The organism is Methylobacterium sp. E-066, assembly GCF_022829635.1.
In the GTDB taxonomy this organism is placed as follows: domain Bacteria; phylum Pseudomonadota; class Alphaproteobacteria; order Rhizobiales; family Beijerinckiaceae; genus Methylobacterium.
The window spans coordinates 32,573-50,142 of the sequence record NZ_JAKSYO010000115.1 but is presented as its reverse complement, the minus strand read 5'-3'; the positions used below and the strand labels follow the sequence as shown (position 1 = coordinate 50,142).

Genomic DNA, 17,570 nt, shown 5'->3' with positions numbered 1-17,570 from the left:
CCGCAAACTGCAGGCCAGCCCCCCGTTTCTCCCGTCGGAAGGTTTATCGAGATGCTGCGCGCCCGCCTCACCACCGAGATGAAGGAGGCCATGAAGGCCGGCGACAAGGACAAGCTCGCCACCGTGCGGATGATCCAGGCCGCCCTCAAGGACAAGGATATCGAGGCCCGCGGCCTCGGCAAGGAGCCGGCCTCCGACGAAGAGATCCTGTCGCTGCTTCAGAAGATGATCAAGCAGCGGACCGAATCCGCCTCGGTCTACGAGCAGGGCGGCCGCCCGGAGCTCGCCGCCAACGAGCGCGCCGAGATCGCGATCATCGAGGCGTTCCTGCCCAAGCAGATGGACGAGGCCGAGACCAAGGCCGCGGTTGAGGCGGCGATCCAGGAGACCGGCGCCGCCGGCCAGAAGGATATGGGCCGCGTCATCGCCGCCCTGAAGGGCAGCTACGCGGGTCGTATGGATTTCGCCAAGGCGAGCGGGCTGGTGAAGGCCGCGCTGGCGGCGAAGGGCTGAGGCTCAGTCGCCGCTCTCTCGGGCGATCCGTGCGGCCATGTAGCTGCGCAGCACCGCATTGATCCGGCTCTGATAGCCGGCACCCTCGTGCTTGAAATAATCGAGCACGTCGGTGTCCAGCCGGATCGAGACGGGGACCTTGCGCGGCGGCATCACGACCTCGGCGCGCGACCAATCGATGTCGAGAGGCGCCGCATCGGGATCATCCGCCACGGCGGCAGCGATCTCGGCGTCGCCGAGGGTAGCGATTCGGTCCCAGTCCGTCCGGCCGGCCGCGCCATCAGTGTCCGAAGCGCGCCGTGTAGGCTTGTCTCTCATGTCGCCTCGCAGCTCTTGCGGAGATGATCCGCACGACGCCCGCCCGTTCGGTCCAAACCACCGCGATGACCGACTGAGCGACTCGACCTAGGCTCACCTTCCGGGCCTCGCCGTTCCGGATCGTTTCGACCGTCAGATGCGGACCGTCGAAAATGCCGGCGGCATCGCAGAAATCGATGCCGTGCTTTTCGAGGTTCACGACTCGCTTGCGCTCGTCCCAAGCGAACCCGGCTTTCGGCATCATCGTAGCCCAGAATCGGACCGTCGTCGATACAATTGTATATACATCGCCGTCCAGCGGAAGTCACCCACTGATGCAGGTCGGTATGATCGAGCGGAGGCATTTCTCCCCGCAATCCCCGGACGGCCTGATTGACGGATGACCGCGTGAGACTCGACCCGCCCCATCGCGCTATATTCAGCGGTCAGGTAATCGACCCACAGGCCCCGTGCGCTATCCCCCCCACATCCTGGAAGAGATCCGCGCCCGGCTGCCGGCCTCCTCCGTGGTCGGGCGGCGGGTGCAGCTGAAGAAGGCCGGCCGCGAATGGCGCGGCCTGTCGCCGTTCAACGCCGAGAAGACGCCGTCCTTCTACGTGAACGACCAGAAGCAGTTCTATCACTGCTTCTCCTCGTCCAAGCACGGCGACATCTTCACCTTCCTGATGGAAACCGAAGGCCTGAGCTTCCCCGAGGCCGTGGAGCGGCTGGCGAGCGAGGCCGGCGTCACCCTGCCGGCGCCCACCGAGGACAACCGCGCCAGCGAGCAGAAGCGCGCGGGAGCCATCGAGGTCATGGAGATGGCCGCCCGGTGGTTCGAGGAACGGCTGCGCTCCGGGCAGGGCAGCGAGGCGCGCGCCTATCTGGAGCGCCGGGGGCTGAAGGACGAGACGCAGCGGGCCTTCCGGCTCGGCTACGCGCCGAACGAGCGCTATGCGCTCCGCGACCACCTCGCCGGGCAGGGGGTCGACAAGGCGCTGATGGTCGAATTGGGCCTGCTCGCCGGCGGCGAGGATGTCTCGGTCCCGTACGATTATTTCCGCGACCGGGTGATGTTCCCGATCACCGACACCCGCGGCCGAGTCGTCGCCTTCGGAGGGCGGGCGCTCTCCAAGGAGGTGCGCGCCAAGTACTTGAATTCGCCGGAGACGCCGCTCTTCCACAAGGGCCGGACGCTCTACAACCTCCACGGCGCCCGCAAGGCGTCACACGAGCGCGGCTCGATCATCGCGGTCGAGGGCTATGTCGACGTCATCGCCATGACGCTGGCCGGCCATCCCGAAACGGTGGCGCCGCTGGGCACCGCGCTGACCGAGGAGCAGCTGGCCCTGCTCTGGCGTCACGCCGACGAGCCGATCCTGTGCTTCGACGGCGACAAGGCCGGCCAGCGGGCGGCCTTCCGGGCCCTCGACATCGCCCTGCCGGCCCTCGAACCCGGGCGTTCGCTGCGAATCGCCCTGCTGCCCGGCGGGCAGGATCCCGACGACCTGCTGCGCTCGGGCGGTCCCGGGGCGATCGACCAGGTGCTGCAGGCTGCTTTGCCCCTGTCGGAGCTGCTCTGGCGCCGCGCCCTCGAATCCGGTCCGGCCGATACGCCCGAGCGGCGGGCCGGCCTCACCCAAACCCTGCGCGCCACCGTCGCCACGATCCGCGACGAGACGGTCAAGCGCTACTACCGCGACGACATCGAGGAGCGGCTGCGCAGCCTGTCGCCCCGCGCCGCGCGTTCCGCCGGGAATGGGCCGAAGGGGCAGGGGCAAGGCCGACGGTTCGTCCGACCGGGCGAGCCGGTCTCGCCGCGCATCACCGGCAGCCCCAGCGCCTCGATGACCGCCTCGGCGGGCTTCTCCGGCGCGGCGCCGGTGCGCGAGGCGGTGATCGCCGGCACGCTGCTGGTCCACCCCGAAATGCTCGCCGAGTTCGGCGACGAGGTCTCGGAACTCGACTTCGAGGATCCCGACGCCCGGGCGCTCCTGTCGGTCCTGGTCGCATCTGCCGCAGAGGATGGGCAAACGAATGCCGACCTGTTGCAAAGCCGCATCACACGGGCCGGTCTCGCAGAGGCGGCGGAGCGGATTCTCGCGCTGGCGCGCTCTCGCGACAGGATTACGCTGTCTCCGCACGCCGATCCGCAGCAGCGCGCGGACGCTCTCAGACAGGCGATGATCTTGCACCGGCAGGCAGGAGCGCTACATAGCGAACTTCGCGAAGCACGGCAGGCGTTTGAGGACGATCCGACCGATGCCGGGTGGGCATGGCTCTGCGAAGTCAAGGCGAGGCTGGAGACCGTCATCGCCGCCGAGGCTGAAGCCGATAAGCCGGTGTCGAGCGACTCGACCGCTGCATGAGGGCTGTGCGATGGCGGTGACGGCGGGCAGAACCCCGCCATAGTTAACAATCGGTCAAGCCTCAGGCTTGCATACGGAACCCGACGACTCAAGGCGTCCGGAGCAATCCGGGGCCACTCGCAAGTATCGCGGCGCCGACGGCGTGGACCGGCCTTCTTCAGGCCTCCGCAGTGCGCCGCATCCGGAACAATAGGCTGATCATGGCGACGAAGGCAACGGAACGGGACGAGACGGACGCTGCCCCCGAGCAGCAGACCGACGGGCCGCTCCTCGACCTGACGGATGCCGCGGTCAAGCGGATGGTCAAGCTCGCCAAGAAGCGCGGCTACGTGACCTACGAAGAGGTCAACGAGGTGCTGCCCGAGGGCCAGTCCGACCCCGACCAGCTCGAGGACGTGCTGTCGCAGCTGTCCGAGATGGGCATCAACGTGGTCGAGGCCGAGGAGACCGACGAGGCCGCCGCGACCGAGAAGACCGCTAACGGCGCCGACGGCGAAGAGGAAGAATCCGAGGGCGGCGAGGTGGCCGAGGTCGCGCCGACGCGCGCCGTCGCGGTCACCACGACCACCAAGGAGCCGACCGACCGCACCGACGATCCGGTGCGGATGTACCTGCGCGAGATGGGCTCGGTGGAGCTCCTGTCCCGCGAGGGCGAGATCGCGATCGCCAAGCGCATCGAGGCCGGCCGCGAGGCGATGATCGCGGGCCTCTGCGAGAGCCCGCTGACCTTCCAGGCGATCATCATCTGGCGGGACGAGCTCGTGGAGGGCAAGGTCCTCCTGCGCGACATCATTGATCTCGAAGCGACCTATGCCGGCCCTGACGGCAAGAACGCCCCGCAGATCGCCGAGGGCGAGAGCGAGGAGGGGGCCGAGGAGGCCGAGCCGCCGGCGCCCCCGGAAGGCGGCGACGACGAGGACGACCTCGAGAACAACGTCTCGCTCGCCGCGATGGAAGCCGAGATCAAGCCGCGGGTCCTCGAGACCTTCGACGCGATCGCCGCGAACTACCGCAAGCTGCGCAAGTTCCAGACCGAGGGCGCCGAGCGCAAGGCCGCCGGCGACAAGAACAGCCCGGCCCAGAACCAGAAGCAGATCGAGCTGAAGGACAGCGTCGTCGCCGACGTGAAGTCGCTGTCGCTTAACAACAACCGCATCGAGGCGTTGGTCGGCCAGCTCTACTCGATCAACAAGCAGTTGATCGGCCACGAGGGCCGGCTGATGCGCTATGCCGAGAGCCACGGCGTGGCCCGGGACGAGTTCCTGCGCCACTACCAGGGCTACGAGCTCGATCCGAACTGGATGGAGCGCGTCGGCACGCTGGGCGGCAAGGGCTGGAAGAACCTGGTCGAGCGCGGCTCGAAGCAGGTGACGGAGCTGCGCGCCCAGATCCTCGACCTCGCCTCCGAGACCGGCCTGGAGATCGGCGAGTACCGCCGCATCGTCAACATGGTCCAGAAGGGCGAGCGCGAGGCCCGGCAGGCCAAGAAGGAGATGATCGAGGCCAACCTGCGCCTCGTGATCTCGATCGCCAAGAAGTACACGAACCGCGGCCTGCAGTTCCTGGACCTGATCCAGGAGGGCAACATCGGCCTGATGAAGGCGGTGGACAAGTTCGAGTACCGGCGCGGCTACAAGTTCTCGACCTACGCCACGTGGTGGATCCGGCAGGCGATCACCCGCTCGATCGCCGACCAGGCCCGCACGATCCGCATCCCGGTGCACATGATCGAGACGATCAACAAGATCGTCCGCACCTCGCGTCAGATGCTGCACGAGATCGGCCGCGAGCCGACCCCGGAGGAGCTGGCCGAAAAGCTGGCGATGCCGCTGGAGAAGGTGCGAAAAGTCCTGAAGATCGCCAAGGAGCCGATCTCCCTCGAAACCCCGATCGGCGACGAGGAGGACAGCCATCTCGGCGACTTCATCGAGGACAAGAACGTCGTCCTGCCGATCGACGCGGCGATCCAGTCGAACCTGCGCGAGACCACGACCCGCGTCCTGGCGTCGTTGACCCCGCGCGAGGAGCGCGTGCTGCGCATGCGCTTCGGCATCGGCATGAACACCGACCACACCCTCGAAGAGGTCGGCCAGCAATTCTCGGTGACCCGCGAGCGCATCCGGCAGATCGAGGCCAAGGCCCTGCGCAAGCTGAAGCACCCGTCGCGCAGCCGGAAGCTCCGGAGCTTCCTGGACAACTGAGCCCCCGCCGCGGATTCCGCGGCGCCTCTCCTCCGACCGCGTTGCCACCGGGCTGCGCGGCCCCCATTGTGGCGCCATGCTCGAACGCCGCCCGCCAACGCCCGGATTGCCGACGGCCTTCGCGGACGGCTCCGAAGCCGACGACGTGCCCTTCGGTGCGCTCCAGCCCTCGGTGGGCATCCGGGACTGGCTGCTGGGCGAGGGCGCCCGGCTGGAGAAGGCCGAGGACATGCTCTCCGGCCTCGCCGAGCGATTGATCGCGGTCGGCGTTCCGGTGGACCGGGCCTCCACGGCGATCGACACCCTGCACTCGGAATATGCCGGGGTCGGCCGGGTCTGGACCCGGGACGGCGGCACCAGCGTCCGTCTGTTCCCGCACGGGAGCCGCTCGCAGGAAGCCTATCTCAGCAGCCCGTTCCACACGGTCCACGAGACCGGCGAATGGCTGATCCTCGATGTCGCCGAGACGCCGGACGACGCCTACGCGATCATCCCGGACCTGAAGGCCGGCGGTTACACCCACTACGTCGTGGCGCCGCTGTTCTTCACCAACGGCACCAAGAACGGCATCACCTTCGCGACGAAGGCGCCCGACGGGTTCGGCGACGACGACATTGCGATTTTGCGCTTCGTCATGCCGGCTTTGGCCGCGGTCGTGGAGATGCGCGTGCTCAACAAGCAGCTCGATCACGTGCTGCGGCTCTATGTCGGCGACGAGCCGCACCGGGCGATCCTGGCGGGCGATATCCGCCGCGGGCAGGTGACGCGGATCCGTTCGGCGATCCTGTTCGCCGACATGCGCGACTACACCCGCACCTCCGCCGACATGACCCCCGAGGAGGCGGTCGGGCTGCTCAACGTGTTCTTCGATTGCCTGGTGCCGCCGATCGAGCGGGAAGGCGGCGAGGTCCTGAAATACCTGGGCGACGGTCTGCTGGCGATTTTTCGCGAATCCGGGGACGATCTCGGGGGCGCCGCCAAGGGCGCGCTCACGGCCGCCCAGCACGCGCTGGCGGCCCTCGACGAGGCCAACGCCCTGCATCAGTTCGCTGTACCGGTGGCGGCCGGGATCGCGCTTCATCATGGCGAGGCCGCCTACGGCAATGTCGGCTCCGGCTCCCGGCTCGACTTCACGGTGATCGGCCGCGACGTGAACCTCGCGAGCCGCCTGTCACGGCTGAACCGGCAGCTCGGCGAGCCGCTGCTGATGTCGAAGCCATTCGTGGATTTCCTCTGGGGCGATCCGATCCCACTGGGCGAGCATGTCCTCGACGGGTTCCGCGAGCCCATGGCGGTGTTCCGGCCGAAATTTTTGCGGCCGCGGACGCCGAGCTGATCGGCCCATCGCAACCGGTTTCGTCTTCGGACGCTGACTGCGACCTGCCGATTGTTCTCCCCGCAGGCCCGACCGGCCAGCCCCGGGGTTGACCGGCGCTCTCCGCGCGACCAGATCTATGCCTGTTCCAGGGAGATCCCCGGCAAGGGGCTGAGAAACCGCTGGCACGTCCTCACGGACCTGCGGCGCGGAAATCCTTTGAACCTGATCCGGCTCATACCGGCGTAGGGATTGGACCGCGGCCGCCCAAAAGGCAGGCCACAGCTTCTCACCGAAGCAGACGGCCCGATCTTCGCGACGGAATCCCGCGGAGATGTTTCTTGTCCTTTGACCGCCCCGTTTCACCGATCGGACGCCGCCGCCTTCCGGCCGGTCTCGCCGCGCAGGCGCCACTGCCCACGCGGGCGGATGTCGCCATCGTCGGCGGTGGGCTGATCGGGCTGTCGATCGCGTGGCGTCTGGCCCGGGCCGGCCGCTCGGTGGTCGTCGTCGAGCGCAACACGATCGGCGCCGGCGCGAGCCTGGCCGCCACCGGCATGCTCGCCCCGGCCGCCGAGCACGAGCCCGGCTCGGACCCGCTCCTGCCGCTTGCCCTCGAATCGCTGCGGCTCTGGCCGGGCTTTCGCGATGCGCTCGAAGCCGAGAGCGGGCTGCCGATCGACTACCGGCCGGATGGCACCGTGGTGGTCGCCATCGGCCGCGACGAGGTCGAGCGCCTGCGCTTCCGCTACGATCTGCAGCGCCGCTCCGGTCTCGACGCCGCGTGGCTGCCGGGCACCGAAGTGCGGCGCCTGGAGCCGGGCTTACGCCCCTCCGTCACCGCGGGCGTCCATTGCCCGCTGGATCACCAAGTCGATCCCCGCCTCGTCATGGCGGCGCTGGCCGAGGCCTGCCGGCGCGCTGGTGTCAATCTGGTGGAGCACAGTGCGGTGACCGGGCTCGACTGGTCCGGCGGGGCCGTCACCGGCATCCGCGTCGGCGATCAGGGCGTGACGGCCGGCACCGTCGTTCTGGCCTCAGGCGCCTGGAGCGGGGAGGGCGGCCTGCTGCCCGAGGCTCTGGCCCTGCCGGTGCGCCCGCTCAAGGGCCAGTCCCTGGCTTTGCGCACCACCGCCCGCACCGGCACGCTCAGCCGGATGATCTGGACCGAGCAGGTCCACATGGCGCCGAAAAGCGACGGCCAGCTGATCGTCGGCGCCACCGTGGAGGATTGCGGCTTCCGCCCCGGCGTCACCGCCGGCGGCCTCTATGCCCTGCTGGAGGGCGCCCGCCGGGTGCTGCCGGGCATCGAGGAGATGGAGGTCGAGGCCGTGTGGAGCGGCTACCGCCCAACCTCGGACGACGACGCGCCGATCATCGACACCCTGGCGCCGGGCCTCGTTGCCGCCACTGGCCATCACCGCAACGGCTACCTGCTCGCCCCGGTCACCGCCGACGCGGTCGCCGCGTTGGTGACGGATGGCGCGCTGCCCGAGATCGCCAGGCCGTTCACCCGGGCGCGCTTCGACCAACCCGAACCCCGGAGGGCCTCGGCATGAAGCTTCTGGTGAACGGCGAGCCGCGCGAGCACGCGGTCGAGACCATCGCGGCCCTGTTCCGGGTCGAGGCCGAGGAGACCGGCATCGAGAGCCCGCAGGGCGTCGCCATCGCGCTGAACGGCCGCGTGCTGCGCCGCCGGGACTGGGACGAGACGCCCGTCGCCGAGGGCGACCGCGTCGAGATCGTCCGCGCCATGCAGGGAGGTTGACCATGGACCAGATTGTCACGCCGCTGCGCCCCGAGGCCGACGTGGATCGCTTCACCGTCGCCGGGGTGGAGCTGTCCTCGCGGCTGTTCATCGGCACCGCCGGCTACCCGACCCAGGCGATCATGCGCGACGCCGTCGCGGTTTCCGGGGCCGAGGTGGTCACCGCCTCGATCCGCCGGGTCTCCCTCCAGGGCCATGGCTCGGACACGGTGCGCATCCTCAAGGGCAAGCGGTTCCTGCCCAACACCGCCGGTTGCGAGACCGCCCGCGACGCGATCATGACCGCGGAACTCGCCCGCGAGGCGCTGGACACCACTTGGATCAAGGTCGAGGTGATCGGCGACCGCGAGACCCTCTACCCGGACGTGGCCGAGCTGATCGAGGCCTGCCGCCACCTCGTGGACGCAGGCTTCGTGGTCCTGCCCTATTGCAACGATGATCCGGTGGTCTGCCAGCGCCTTGAGGATCTCGGCTGCGCCGCGATCATGCCCATGGGCTCGCTGATCGGCTCCGGCATGGGTGTCGCCAACCCGGCCAATATCGAGCTGATCTGCCGCCGGGCCGGCGTGCCGGTGATCGTCGATGCCGGCATCGGCACGGCCTCCGACGCGGTCATTGCCATGGAGCTGGGCGCGGCCGCCTGCCTGATCAACACTGCCATCGCCAAGGCCGACGACCCGGTGCGGATGGCTCGCGCCATGGGCCGGGCCGTCGAGGCGGGCCGCGACGCCTATTGCGCCGGCCGGATCCCGCGCCGCGGCCGGGCCGACCCGTCGAGCCCGCAGCTCGGCCTCGTCGGTTCGTGAGGCCGCTGCCGTCCCGCCTGCTCGCGGTGACGGACCGGCACGGGCAGTCCCGTCCCCTGGCCGACCGCGTGCAGGCGGTTCTCGACGGTAGCGCTCGCTGGGTCTGGTTCCGCGACCGCGACCTGGAACCGGAAGCGCGGCGGCAGCTCGGCACGGACGTCGCCGCCCGGACGCGCGCGGCCGGCGCGTTCCTGACGGTCGGGGGCGATGTCGCGCTAGCCCGCGCGCTCGGCGCCGACGGCGTGCATCTCGGCGGCGGAAGCGGGCCGGCGGCGATCGCGGCGGCGCGCAATGCAGTGGGACCCGGCGCGCTGATCGGCGTCTCGGCCCACGCGCCCGCCGAGGTCGAAGCCGCGGCCCGGGCCGGTGCCGACTATGTCACGTTGAGCCCGATCTATCTCACCGCCAGCAAGCCCGGCTACGGCCCGGCCCTCGGCCCGGAGGGCATCGCGGCCGCCCGGCGCACCGGCCTGCCGGTGGTCGCCTTGGGCGGTATCACGGTCGACCGCATTCCCGCGTGTCGGGACGCGGGCGCCGCTGGCGTCGCCGTGATGGGCGGGCTGATGCGCGCCGCCGACCCAGCGGTCGTAGCCCGCGCCTTCCTGGCCGCGTGGGCCGAGTGACCGGCCGCTACTGGGCCGCCAGAAAATCACCGACTTCGAGCAGCACGAATTCGTTGTCGTCCGCCTTCGCCGGGTCGCGGCTCGCCGAGTAGGGCAGGTTGTTGTCGTTGCCGACGATGATGTGCGTGGCATCGACCCGGTCGACGTTCTCGATGGTGAAGAACGGGAAGGCGAGGGCGCCGTCGGTCAGCGGCTTGCGGGCGAGATGCTGCGGATCGGCGATGTGCAGCAGATCGATCGCGCCGATCTTGCGCACCGGGCCGCCGACATTCGCCTCGTTCATCTCGATCTTGAACACGCGCTTGAACTTGGCCGGCGTCGCGAAGCAGTCCGGGCGCTTCTCGCCGGTAGGACAGGCGCGGTCGGTGGTGCCCTCGTTGTCGTCGCGCTCGATGATGAGGCCGTGGGTCGCGTCGATCAGGTTGAAGTCGCCGATGGCGTTGCCGTTGGCCTCCAGCACGTATTTCCAAGAGCGCCCGGTCCAGCGCGCGCCGGCGACGTCGAATTCGAGGATGCGCAGGAAGGGGCGACCGTCGGCATCCTGCTCGAACGCCTTCTTGTCGGCGTCCAAGACCGGCCCTTCGAGGAGCGGATAGAGGTATTTGCCGTCCGGCGAGGCGGCCATGCCCTCGAAACCCTTCGAGCGCCGGATCTCGAAGGCCACCGTGCCGCCCGGGGCGCCGGGCGTCGTCACCGCGACATGGTCGGGCGAGCGCAGCACCTTGCCGTCGAGCTGCGTCTCGAACACCGCCTCGATCCGGCCGGTCTTGTCGGCGCGGATCAGGTAGGGGCCGAACTCGTCGCCGATCCAGATCTTGTCACCGACGAACTGAAAGCTCTCGGTGTCGAAGTCGGACCCGGTCAGGTAGCGGGTGGTGGTCGCCTCGTTCGCGATCCGGAACGGGACGCGCTTGTCGGGATCGCGCAGGAACACGGTACCCAGCCGCTCCACTGTGCCGGCCTTCCAGTTCATGCGGTAATGGTTGAGATACAGCATGGCGTCCGGCGAATTCGCCTTCGCGCCGAAGCCATTGTCGGTGATCACCCAGAACGTGCCGTCCGGCATCCGCTTGATGCCGGAATGGCCCTGGAGCGGGACGCCCGCCAGGGGCAGCTTCACCCCGGTGGGCCGGCCGTCATCCAAGATCTCGACGGTGCCGGGCTGGTCGACCCGCCGGCCGGTGGTGAACTTGCCGGTGACCTTCAGATCCGCCGGCACATCGGCGGGCGGCGCAACGAAGCTCAGGGCCGGCAGGACGACATGGCCCGCCAAGGTGGCTGGATAAAGGGTCTCGGCGGATGCGCCCGTGACGAGGCCGAGACAGGTCGAGACGAACAGAGCCGAAAAGCAGGGCGAACGCATCGTGGCAGGATCCGGCGAGGAAGGTCCGCCACATGGCAGAGCCATGCGTCACGTCAGTGACACCCCCGAATAAGCCCCGCACCCATGATGTCCGCGCAACGCCGAGTGCAAGACGTGAAGCGCCCGCTTCCGCGTGCGCGTCATCGTCCCGCGCGCCTAGGGCACCGAAAGGGCCGCCGGAGGCGGCAATCCAGAGCCGGCGACGGTGCAAGAGCCTGGTCCACCTGCGATTCTGGATCCCGGGCTCCGCTGCGCGACGCCGGGATGACAGGGTCGGCGCTCCGGCACCCCGGCAGCTCCCGAGCATCCGAGAGGAGGGTCTTTCATTCGCCAGGGGACGGGTCGTCAGCACCAAGAATGTATGCCTCAATTCGCGCCCGATTCGGGGGATTGGCGTTGCAGGCAGACCGATCGTCCTTTGGCTGGCGCTGGCTCGGCCGCGCCCTCGCGTTGCGCCGGGGACAGGTTACCCGGCTGCTGCTCGCCATCGCGGCCGGATACGGCGTCGGGCTCGTCTTTCCGGTGGCGACCCAGCGGATCGTCGACGCGATCGTGGCCGGACAGGCGGACCTGCCGCTGCTCGGATTGGCGGTCCTCGCGATCCTGTCGATCGGCGCGGAGGTTTTGCTGACCGCATTCCGCGGTCGCCTGATCATCGCGCTCGCGGTCTTCCTCGACCGCCGGATGTCACGCCGGGTCTTCGCGCATCTGCTGCGGGTGCGGATCGACGGCGCCGGCTTCAAGTCCGGTGACATCCTGAACCACTTCCAGCAGATCACGAAGATCCGGGACTTCATCCTGCATCAGGTGCCGAACACCGTGATCGATGCCGGCGGCGCGCTCGTCGCATTCGGCCTCGTCTTCCACTACGACGTGGTCGTCGGAACCGTGCTCGTCCTCGCGGCGCCCGTCATCATCGTGGTTGCGAGCAATCAGATCAGCGGCATCTGGAAGTCCGCAAAGGCCTTCTACACGGCCCTGGGCGTCCGCGACGGCACCCTGGCGGAGAGCGTGCATGGCCTCCCCACGGTGAAGGCGCTCGCCCTTGAAGCCGGGCGCATGCGACGCTGGAATACGGTCACGGACACGACGCTCAACGAGCTGAGCGCCGTGATGGATCTGCAGCGCCGCTACGGGCTCCGGTCACAGGCGGTCTCCCGGGCCATGACGCTGCTCGTGATCGGCGTCGGCTGCTGGCGCATCTATGGCGGACACCTGACGGTCGGCGAGTTCCTGGCGATCCAAGTGGTCTCGGCCCGGATCACCGGCCCGCTCCTGAGCAGCGCTGACATCCTGCGCATGACCCAGGAGGTGAACGTCGCGCTCGGGGCGATCGGCGGCTTCCTCGACTTGCCGCGCGAGCGGGCGAACCGCCATCCACCCGTGCGCCGGATCGGCCCCGGCGGCATCCGGCTCGATCGGGTCTCACTGACCTATCCGGGCGCTGCGCAGCCGGCCCTGCAGGAGCTGAGCGTCACACTGCCGGAGCGCGGGATCGTCGCCATCGTCGGCCGCAACGGCTCGGGCAAGTCGACCCTGCTGCGCATCCTGCTCGGCCTGCAGCGCGACTATACCGGCCGGGTCGAGCTGGGCGGCGCCGACCTGCGGGACTACGATCCTCGCTGGCTGCGGGGCCAAATCGGCACCGTGGACCAGGATACGGTGCTGTTCTCGGGAAGCGTGCGCGAGAACCTCGCCGCGCGGCGGCCGGACGCAGCGGCCCTCGACGCGGCGCTGGACTTTGCAGGGGTGCGGGCACTGGTGGAGAACCTGCCCGAGGGGCTCGAAACGCCGCTCGGGGAGGGCGGCCGGGCCCTGTCGGGTGGTCAGCGCCAGCGCCTGTCCATCGCCCGGGCGGTGATCCGCAACCCGCCGGTGGCGCTGCTCGATGAGCCGACCGCCTTCCTCGATCCGGAAGCCGCCCTGGCGCTGGAGCGGAACCTCACCGCCTGGGGCCGCGAGCGGCTGCTGATCCTCGTGACCCATCACCTCGCGGCGGCCCGCCAGGCCGACCGGATCCTGGTCCTCGACGGCGGCCGCCTGCTCGGCGACGGCGGACACGAGGATCTGCTCCGAACGGTGCCGCTCTACGCGGCGCTCTGGGCGGATTACACGCGCTCGATGGTCGAGACCGGGAAGGAGCCGGAGCCGGCGGTTTAACCCTGCTTCGCCGCCGGCCCGTAGGGCGGGCGCGGGATCGCCCGGTGCGCGGCCCGGAGTGCGGCCGACCAGCGCTCGCGCAGATCATGAAAGTAGCCCTCGCCGGCCTCGATCCGGTGGTTCACTTCGAGGTCGAGGGCGCCCCGGCGGGCCACGGCGATGTCGATCGGCAGGCCGACGCCGAGATTCGACCGCATGGTCGAATCCATCGAGACGAGGCTCACCTTCAGGGCGTCGTAGAGGTCGCTCTCGAACTTCACCGCCCGGTCGAGGATCGGCTTGCCGTATTTGTGCTCGCCGATCTGGAGGAACGGCGCGTCGGTGCTGCACTCGATGAAGTTGCCGGCCGAGTAGATCAGGAACAGCCGCATGTCCTCGCCGGCGATCTGGCCGCCGAACAGCAGCGAGATCGAGAACCGGATGCTGGCCGCCTCGAACCCGTCCTTCTCGATCTCCCGGACCCGCCGGATGGCGCGGCCGATGAGCTGCGCCGCCTGGAACATCGTCGGCGCCTCGATCAGCTTCTGGGGCAGCTCGCCCTCCTCGCCGGGGACGCCTTCCTGCAGCAGGCTCAGGACCGATTGCGTGATCGACAGGTTGCCGGCCGAGGCCAGCATCATGACCCGCTCGCCCGGCACGTTGAAGTGGTGGAGCTTGCGGTAGGTCGAGATGTCGTCGAGCCCCGCATTGGTACGGGTGTCGGCGACCATCACGAGCCCCTCCTCGACGAGGACACCGACGCAGTAGGTCATGGCTTTCGGGCTCTCGCGGAGGGCCCCGGCTGGTGCCGAAGACCGTCTTTTTGGGAATCAGGATTGAGCGGCGCCCCTGCCTTGCTCGACGCGGAGCTTGACGTCCAGTGTCTCGGTGCCGCCGCCGGTGCGGCTGCCGCGGATCGGCGCCGCGCCCAGGTAGTCGAGCCCCGAGGCGACGCGGATGTATCCGTCCGACGGCGCGTTCTCGTAGCACGGGTCGAACGCCACCCAGCCGAGATCCGGCACCAGGGCCTCGGCCCAGCCATGCGGCGCCTCGACATCGGCCTCGCCGTCGTCGCGGGCGCGGTAGCCGGCGACGTAGCGGGCCGGGATGCCGAGATGGCGGGCGGCGGCGATGAAGACGTGGGTCAGATCCTGGCAGACACCCTTGCCGGCGGTGAAGGCTTTTCCGGCGGGCACGGCGTTGGCGGCCGGCCCAGCTTCGTAGGCCACCGCCTCCGGCACCGCCCCGCGCAGGCGGTGCAGCACGGCGAGCGGCGTGCCGTCGCCGTCGGTGGCGACCCGCTCGGCGAAGATCTGCAGGTCCGCGCTGGTCGCGCAGAGATCCGTGTCCCGCAGGTAGAACGCGTCCGGCAGGCGCTCGACCGTGCCGCGGACCACCCCGTGGGTGTCCTCGGTATCGACCGAGCCGGTGACCCGGATGGTCAGGGCGTCCGCCGGCGCGTCCGGCGTGAACCAGTGGACGATGTTGCCGAACCCGTCCTCGCGGGCGGTGAGCCGCCCGTCGATGGAGGTGTCGATCCGCCAGGTGCGGACATATTGCCCGTCATGGTCCCGCGGGGTCAGTCGCATGACCTGCACGAGCCCGCGGGCCGGCTGCTCGTAGGTGTAGATGGTCTCGTGGACCACGCGGATGCGCATGCGCCGGGCCTGTCCGTCCTGTTCAGCCGACCAGATACTGCTTGGCGATGGCTTCGCCCACCCTGTTGTTCTCCGCGATGAACGCCTCGACGAACTCGTGGAGCCCCGAATTGAACACGCGGTCGATATCCTCGCTGTCGAGCTTGGCCAGCATGTTCCCGGCCAGGCGCTGGCTCGGCCCGCGCCGTCCGTAGGCATCCGCGATCAGGTCGAGATACTCGACGATCACGCCGTAGCAATTGGCGAAGGAGCGCGGCATCTGCTTGTTCAGCATCAGGAGGTCGGCCACCAGCAGCGGCTTGACGCTCTCGCGATAGACCCAGTGATAGGCGTTGAAGGCCGAGACCTCGCGCAGGATCGTGGTCCACTGGAAGTAGTCGAGGCTGCCGCCCACCGTCTCGTTCTGCGGCAGCAGGATCTGGTACTTCACGTCGAGGATGCGGGCGGTGTTGTCGGCCCGCTCGATCGCCGTGCCGAGGCGGGTGAACCAGAACGCGTCGTTGCGCAGCATGGTCCGGAAGGCCGAACCGTCGAAAGTCAGCGAGACGGTCTTCACCCAGTCGAGGAAGCGGCTGAACTCGTCGCGGCTGAGCTCCTTGCCGGCGTAGTTGCGCAGCTCAAGCCACGCGCCGTTGATCGCGTCCCACATCTCGGTGGTGAGTGCGGTGCGCACCGAACGGGCATTCTCGCGGGCCGACTCGATGCAGGAGCGAATCGAAGACGGGTTATGCGGGCTGAACGCGAGAAAATCGCAGACCGTGTCGGCGTTGACTGCGCTGTAATGCGGCTTGAACAGCTCCGGGTCGCCCGCCGAGGCGAGGGCGGATTCCCATTCGTTGGTCTCGCCGCCGCCGTAGCTGGTGGGCAGCGAGGCCAGCCGGTGCGCCGCGTCGAGGATGCGCGCGACGAAGTCGGCGCGCTCGACGTAGCGCGAGAGCCAGAAGAGGTTGTCGGCAGTCCTGGAGAGCATTTCTTGCGACTCGGATCGGCTCGGCGGCAGGCGGCGCGTCTGGATGTGTGGGGCGATGCCCCCTTAGGCGTCGAGCACCCAGGTATCCTTCGTACCACCGCCCTGGCTGGAATTGACCACCAAAGACCCCTCCTTCAGCGCGACGCGGGTCAGACCCCCGGGCACGATGCGGATCTGATCGGCCCCGTTGAGCACGAACGGCCGCAGATCGACGTGGCGCGGGGCGACCCCGGAGGCCACGAAGGTGGGGCAGGTCGAGAGCGACAGGGTCGGCTGGGCGATGAACCCGTCCGGGGCGTGCTTGAGCTTCTTGGCGAAATCATCGATCTCGCGCTTGCTCGCATGTGGCCCGACCAGCATCCCGTAGCCGCCCGAGCCATTGACCTCCTTCACCACCAGCTCGGACAGATTGTCCATCACGTAGGCGAACGACTCCTTCTCGCGGCAGCGATAGGTCGGCACGTTGTGCAGGATCGGCTCCTCGCCGGTGAAGAATTTCACGATCTCCGGCATGTAGCTGTAGACGGCCTTGTCGTCCGAGATGCCGGTGCCTACGGCGTTGGCCAAGGTCACGGAGCCGCGCTCGTAGGCATTCATCAGGCCCGGCACACCGAGCACCGAATCCGGCCGGAACACGAGAGGATCCAGAAAATCGTCGTCGAGGCGGCGGTAGATCACGTCGACCCGGCGCGGCCCCTCGGTGGTGCGCATGTAGACCACGTCGTCCTTGGTGAAGAGGTCGGACGCCTCCACCAGTTCGACGCCGAGTTTGTCGGCCAGGAACGAGTGCTCGTAGAAGGCCGAGTTGTAGCGGCCGGGGGTCAGCAGGACCACCGTGGGATCGCGCGTGGCCGAGCTCGGCGCGAGGCTGCGCAGGGTCGCGAGCAGGGCGTCCGGGTAGTTCTCCACCGGGGCGACCCGGTGCTTGGAGAACAGGTCCGGGAACAGGCGCAGCATCACCTCCCGGTTCTCCAGCATGTAGGAGACCCCGGACGGGATCCGGGCATTGTCCTCAAGGACGAAGAAGTCCTTCTCGCCGGTGCGGACGATGTCGATCCCGGCCACGTGCACGTAGAGGTCGTGCGGCACCCGGAACGAGCGCATCTCCATGCGGTAATGGGCGTTCCGGTAGACCAGATCGGCCGGAATGATGCCGGCCTTGATGCATTCCTGGGCGCCGTAGACATCCTTCAGGAACAGGTTGATCGCGGTCACCCGCTGCTTGAGGCCGCGCTCCAGGAAATCCCATTCCGGCTTGGTGATCACCCGCGGGATGATGTCGAACGGGATCAGCCGCTCGGTCGATTCGTTGTCGCCGTAGACCGCGAAGGTGATGCCGATCCGGCGGAATAGCAGCTCGGCCTGGCTCCGGCGGGTGTTGAAATGCTCGGGCGGGGTGGTCTCGAGCCAGGTCTTCAGCTTGCCGTAGGCATCGCGGACGGCGGCCGGATCGGCGGCGCCGTTGCCGAGTCCGTTCATCTCGTCGAAGGCCGTCAACGCCATTCCGCTTCTCCCTAACGCTCCCGCTCTTCAGGCAAGAGACGCGCC

General features: G+C 68.8%; 16 protein-coding genes and 1 riboswitch. Of the genes, 9 read left to right on the top strand and 7 right to left on the bottom strand.

The genetic code is table 11. The annotated features are described in order from the left end of the window. Positions 1-51 precede the first annotated feature (51 nt). Positions 52-513, top strand: coding sequence for a GatB/YqeY domain-containing protein (locus tag MKL20_RS16660; protein ID WP_244037593.1), 462 nt, complete (start codon positions 52-54; stop codon positions 511-513). A 3-nt stretch (positions 514-516) separates the two neighbouring features. On the opposite strand, the gene MKL20_RS16655 is transcribed toward MKL20_RS16660, so the two are convergent. Beyond that, positions 517-831: a BrnA antitoxin family protein gene (locus tag MKL20_RS16655; RefSeq protein ID WP_244037592.1), complete on the bottom strand. Its 315-nt coding sequence runs from the start codon at positions 829-831 to the stop codon at positions 517-519. Next, positions 794-1,075, bottom strand: a complete 282-nt coding sequence (locus MKL20_RS16650; RefSeq protein WP_244037591.1) for a BrnT family toxin — start codon at positions 1,073-1,075, stop codon at positions 794-796. The genes MKL20_RS16655 and MKL20_RS16650 overlap by 38 nt, the downstream gene beginning before the upstream one ends. Before the next feature lie 205 nt (positions 1,076-1,280). On the opposite strand from MKL20_RS16650, the gene dnaG reads away from it, so the two are divergent. From dnaG to MKL20_RS16615, 7 genes are all read left to right on the top strand, one after another. Then, complete coding sequence (gene dnaG, locus MKL20_RS16645; RefSeq protein WP_244037590.1) at positions 1,281-3,179, top strand: DNA primase; 1,899 nt, start codon at positions 1,281-1,283, stop codon at positions 3,177-3,179. Between the two features lie 200 nt (positions 3,180-3,379). Continuing rightward, the gene (gene rpoD, locus MKL20_RS16640; RefSeq protein WP_243970329.1) at positions 3,380-5,380 is read left to right on the top strand and encodes an RNA polymerase sigma factor RpoD; all 2,001 of its coding nucleotides are present in this window, start codon (positions 3,380-3,382) and stop codon (positions 5,378-5,380) included. Positions 5,381-5,456: 76 nt separating this feature from the next. Continuing rightward, a complete protein-coding gene (locus tag MKL20_RS16635) occupies positions 5,457-6,716 on the top strand; it encodes an adenylate/guanylate cyclase domain-containing protein (RefSeq protein WP_243970328.1) in 1,260 nt (419 codons plus the stop codon). 120 nt (positions 6,717-6,836) lie between these two features. Beyond that, a riboswitch (TPP riboswitch) is annotated at positions 6,837-6,965 on the top strand. A 71-nt stretch (positions 6,966-7,036) separates the two neighbouring features. After that, positions 7,037-8,254: a glycine oxidase ThiO gene (gene thiO / locus MKL20_RS16630; protein WP_279594804.1), complete on the top strand. Its 1,218-nt coding sequence runs from the start codon at positions 7,037-7,039 to the stop codon at positions 8,252-8,254. Next, positions 8,251-8,463 (top strand): sulfur carrier protein ThiS, encoded by a 213-nt coding sequence (thiS, locus tag MKL20_RS16625; RefSeq protein ID WP_243970324.1) that lies wholly within the window; start codon positions 8,251-8,253, stop codon positions 8,461-8,463. The genes thiO and thiS overlap by 4 nt, the downstream gene beginning before the upstream one ends. 2 nt (positions 8,464-8,465) lie before the next feature. Then, the gene (locus MKL20_RS16620) at positions 8,466-9,269 is read left to right on the top strand and encodes a thiazole synthase (RefSeq protein ID WP_244037589.1); all 804 of its coding nucleotides are present in this window, start codon (positions 8,466-8,468) and stop codon (positions 9,267-9,269) included. Beyond that, a complete protein-coding gene (locus MKL20_RS16615) occupies positions 9,266-9,892 on the top strand; it encodes a thiamine phosphate synthase (protein ID WP_244037588.1) in 627 nt (208 codons plus the stop codon). The genes MKL20_RS16620 and MKL20_RS16615 overlap by 4 nt, the downstream gene beginning before the upstream one ends. A 7-nt stretch (positions 9,893-9,899) precedes the next feature. On the opposite strand, the gene MKL20_RS16610 is transcribed toward MKL20_RS16615, so the two are convergent. Continuing rightward, positions 9,900-11,255 carry an esterase-like activity of phytase family protein gene (locus tag MKL20_RS16610; RefSeq protein ID WP_244037587.1) on the bottom strand — a complete coding sequence of 452 codons (1,356 nt, stop codon included), beginning with the start codon at positions 11,253-11,255 and terminating at the stop codon, positions 9,900-9,902. Positions 11,256-11,651: 396 nt separating this feature from the next. On the opposite strand from MKL20_RS16610, the gene MKL20_RS16605 reads away from it, so the two are divergent. After that, positions 11,652-13,415 (top strand): peptidase domain-containing ABC transporter, encoded by a 1,764-nt coding sequence (locus MKL20_RS16605; protein ID WP_244037586.1) that lies wholly within the window; start codon positions 11,652-11,654, stop codon positions 13,413-13,415. Here the strand turns inward: MKL20_RS16605 and MKL20_RS16600 are convergent. From MKL20_RS16600 to MKL20_RS16585, 4 genes are all read right to left on the bottom strand, one after another. Then, a complete protein-coding gene (locus tag MKL20_RS16600; RefSeq protein WP_243970314.1) occupies positions 13,412-14,167 on the bottom strand; it encodes a peptidase in 756 nt (251 codons plus the stop codon). The genes MKL20_RS16605 and MKL20_RS16600 overlap by 4 nt on opposite strands. 57 nt (positions 14,168-14,224) lie before the next feature. Then, positions 14,225-15,052, bottom strand: a complete 828-nt coding sequence (locus MKL20_RS16595) for a transglutaminase family protein (protein ID WP_243970311.1) — start codon at positions 15,050-15,052, stop codon at positions 14,225-14,227. A 22-nt stretch (positions 15,053-15,074) separates the two neighbouring features. After that, a complete protein-coding gene (locus tag MKL20_RS16590; RefSeq protein ID WP_243970309.1) occupies positions 15,075-16,022 on the bottom strand; it encodes an alpha-E domain-containing protein in 948 nt (315 codons plus the stop codon). A 63-nt stretch (positions 16,023-16,085) separates the two neighbouring features. Next, on the bottom strand, positions 16,086-17,525 hold the full coding sequence (locus MKL20_RS16585; RefSeq protein WP_244037585.1) for a circularly permuted type 2 ATP-grasp protein: 1,440 nt from the start codon (positions 17,523-17,525) through the stop codon (positions 16,086-16,088). Between the last annotated feature and the right edge of the window lie 45 nt (positions 17,526-17,570).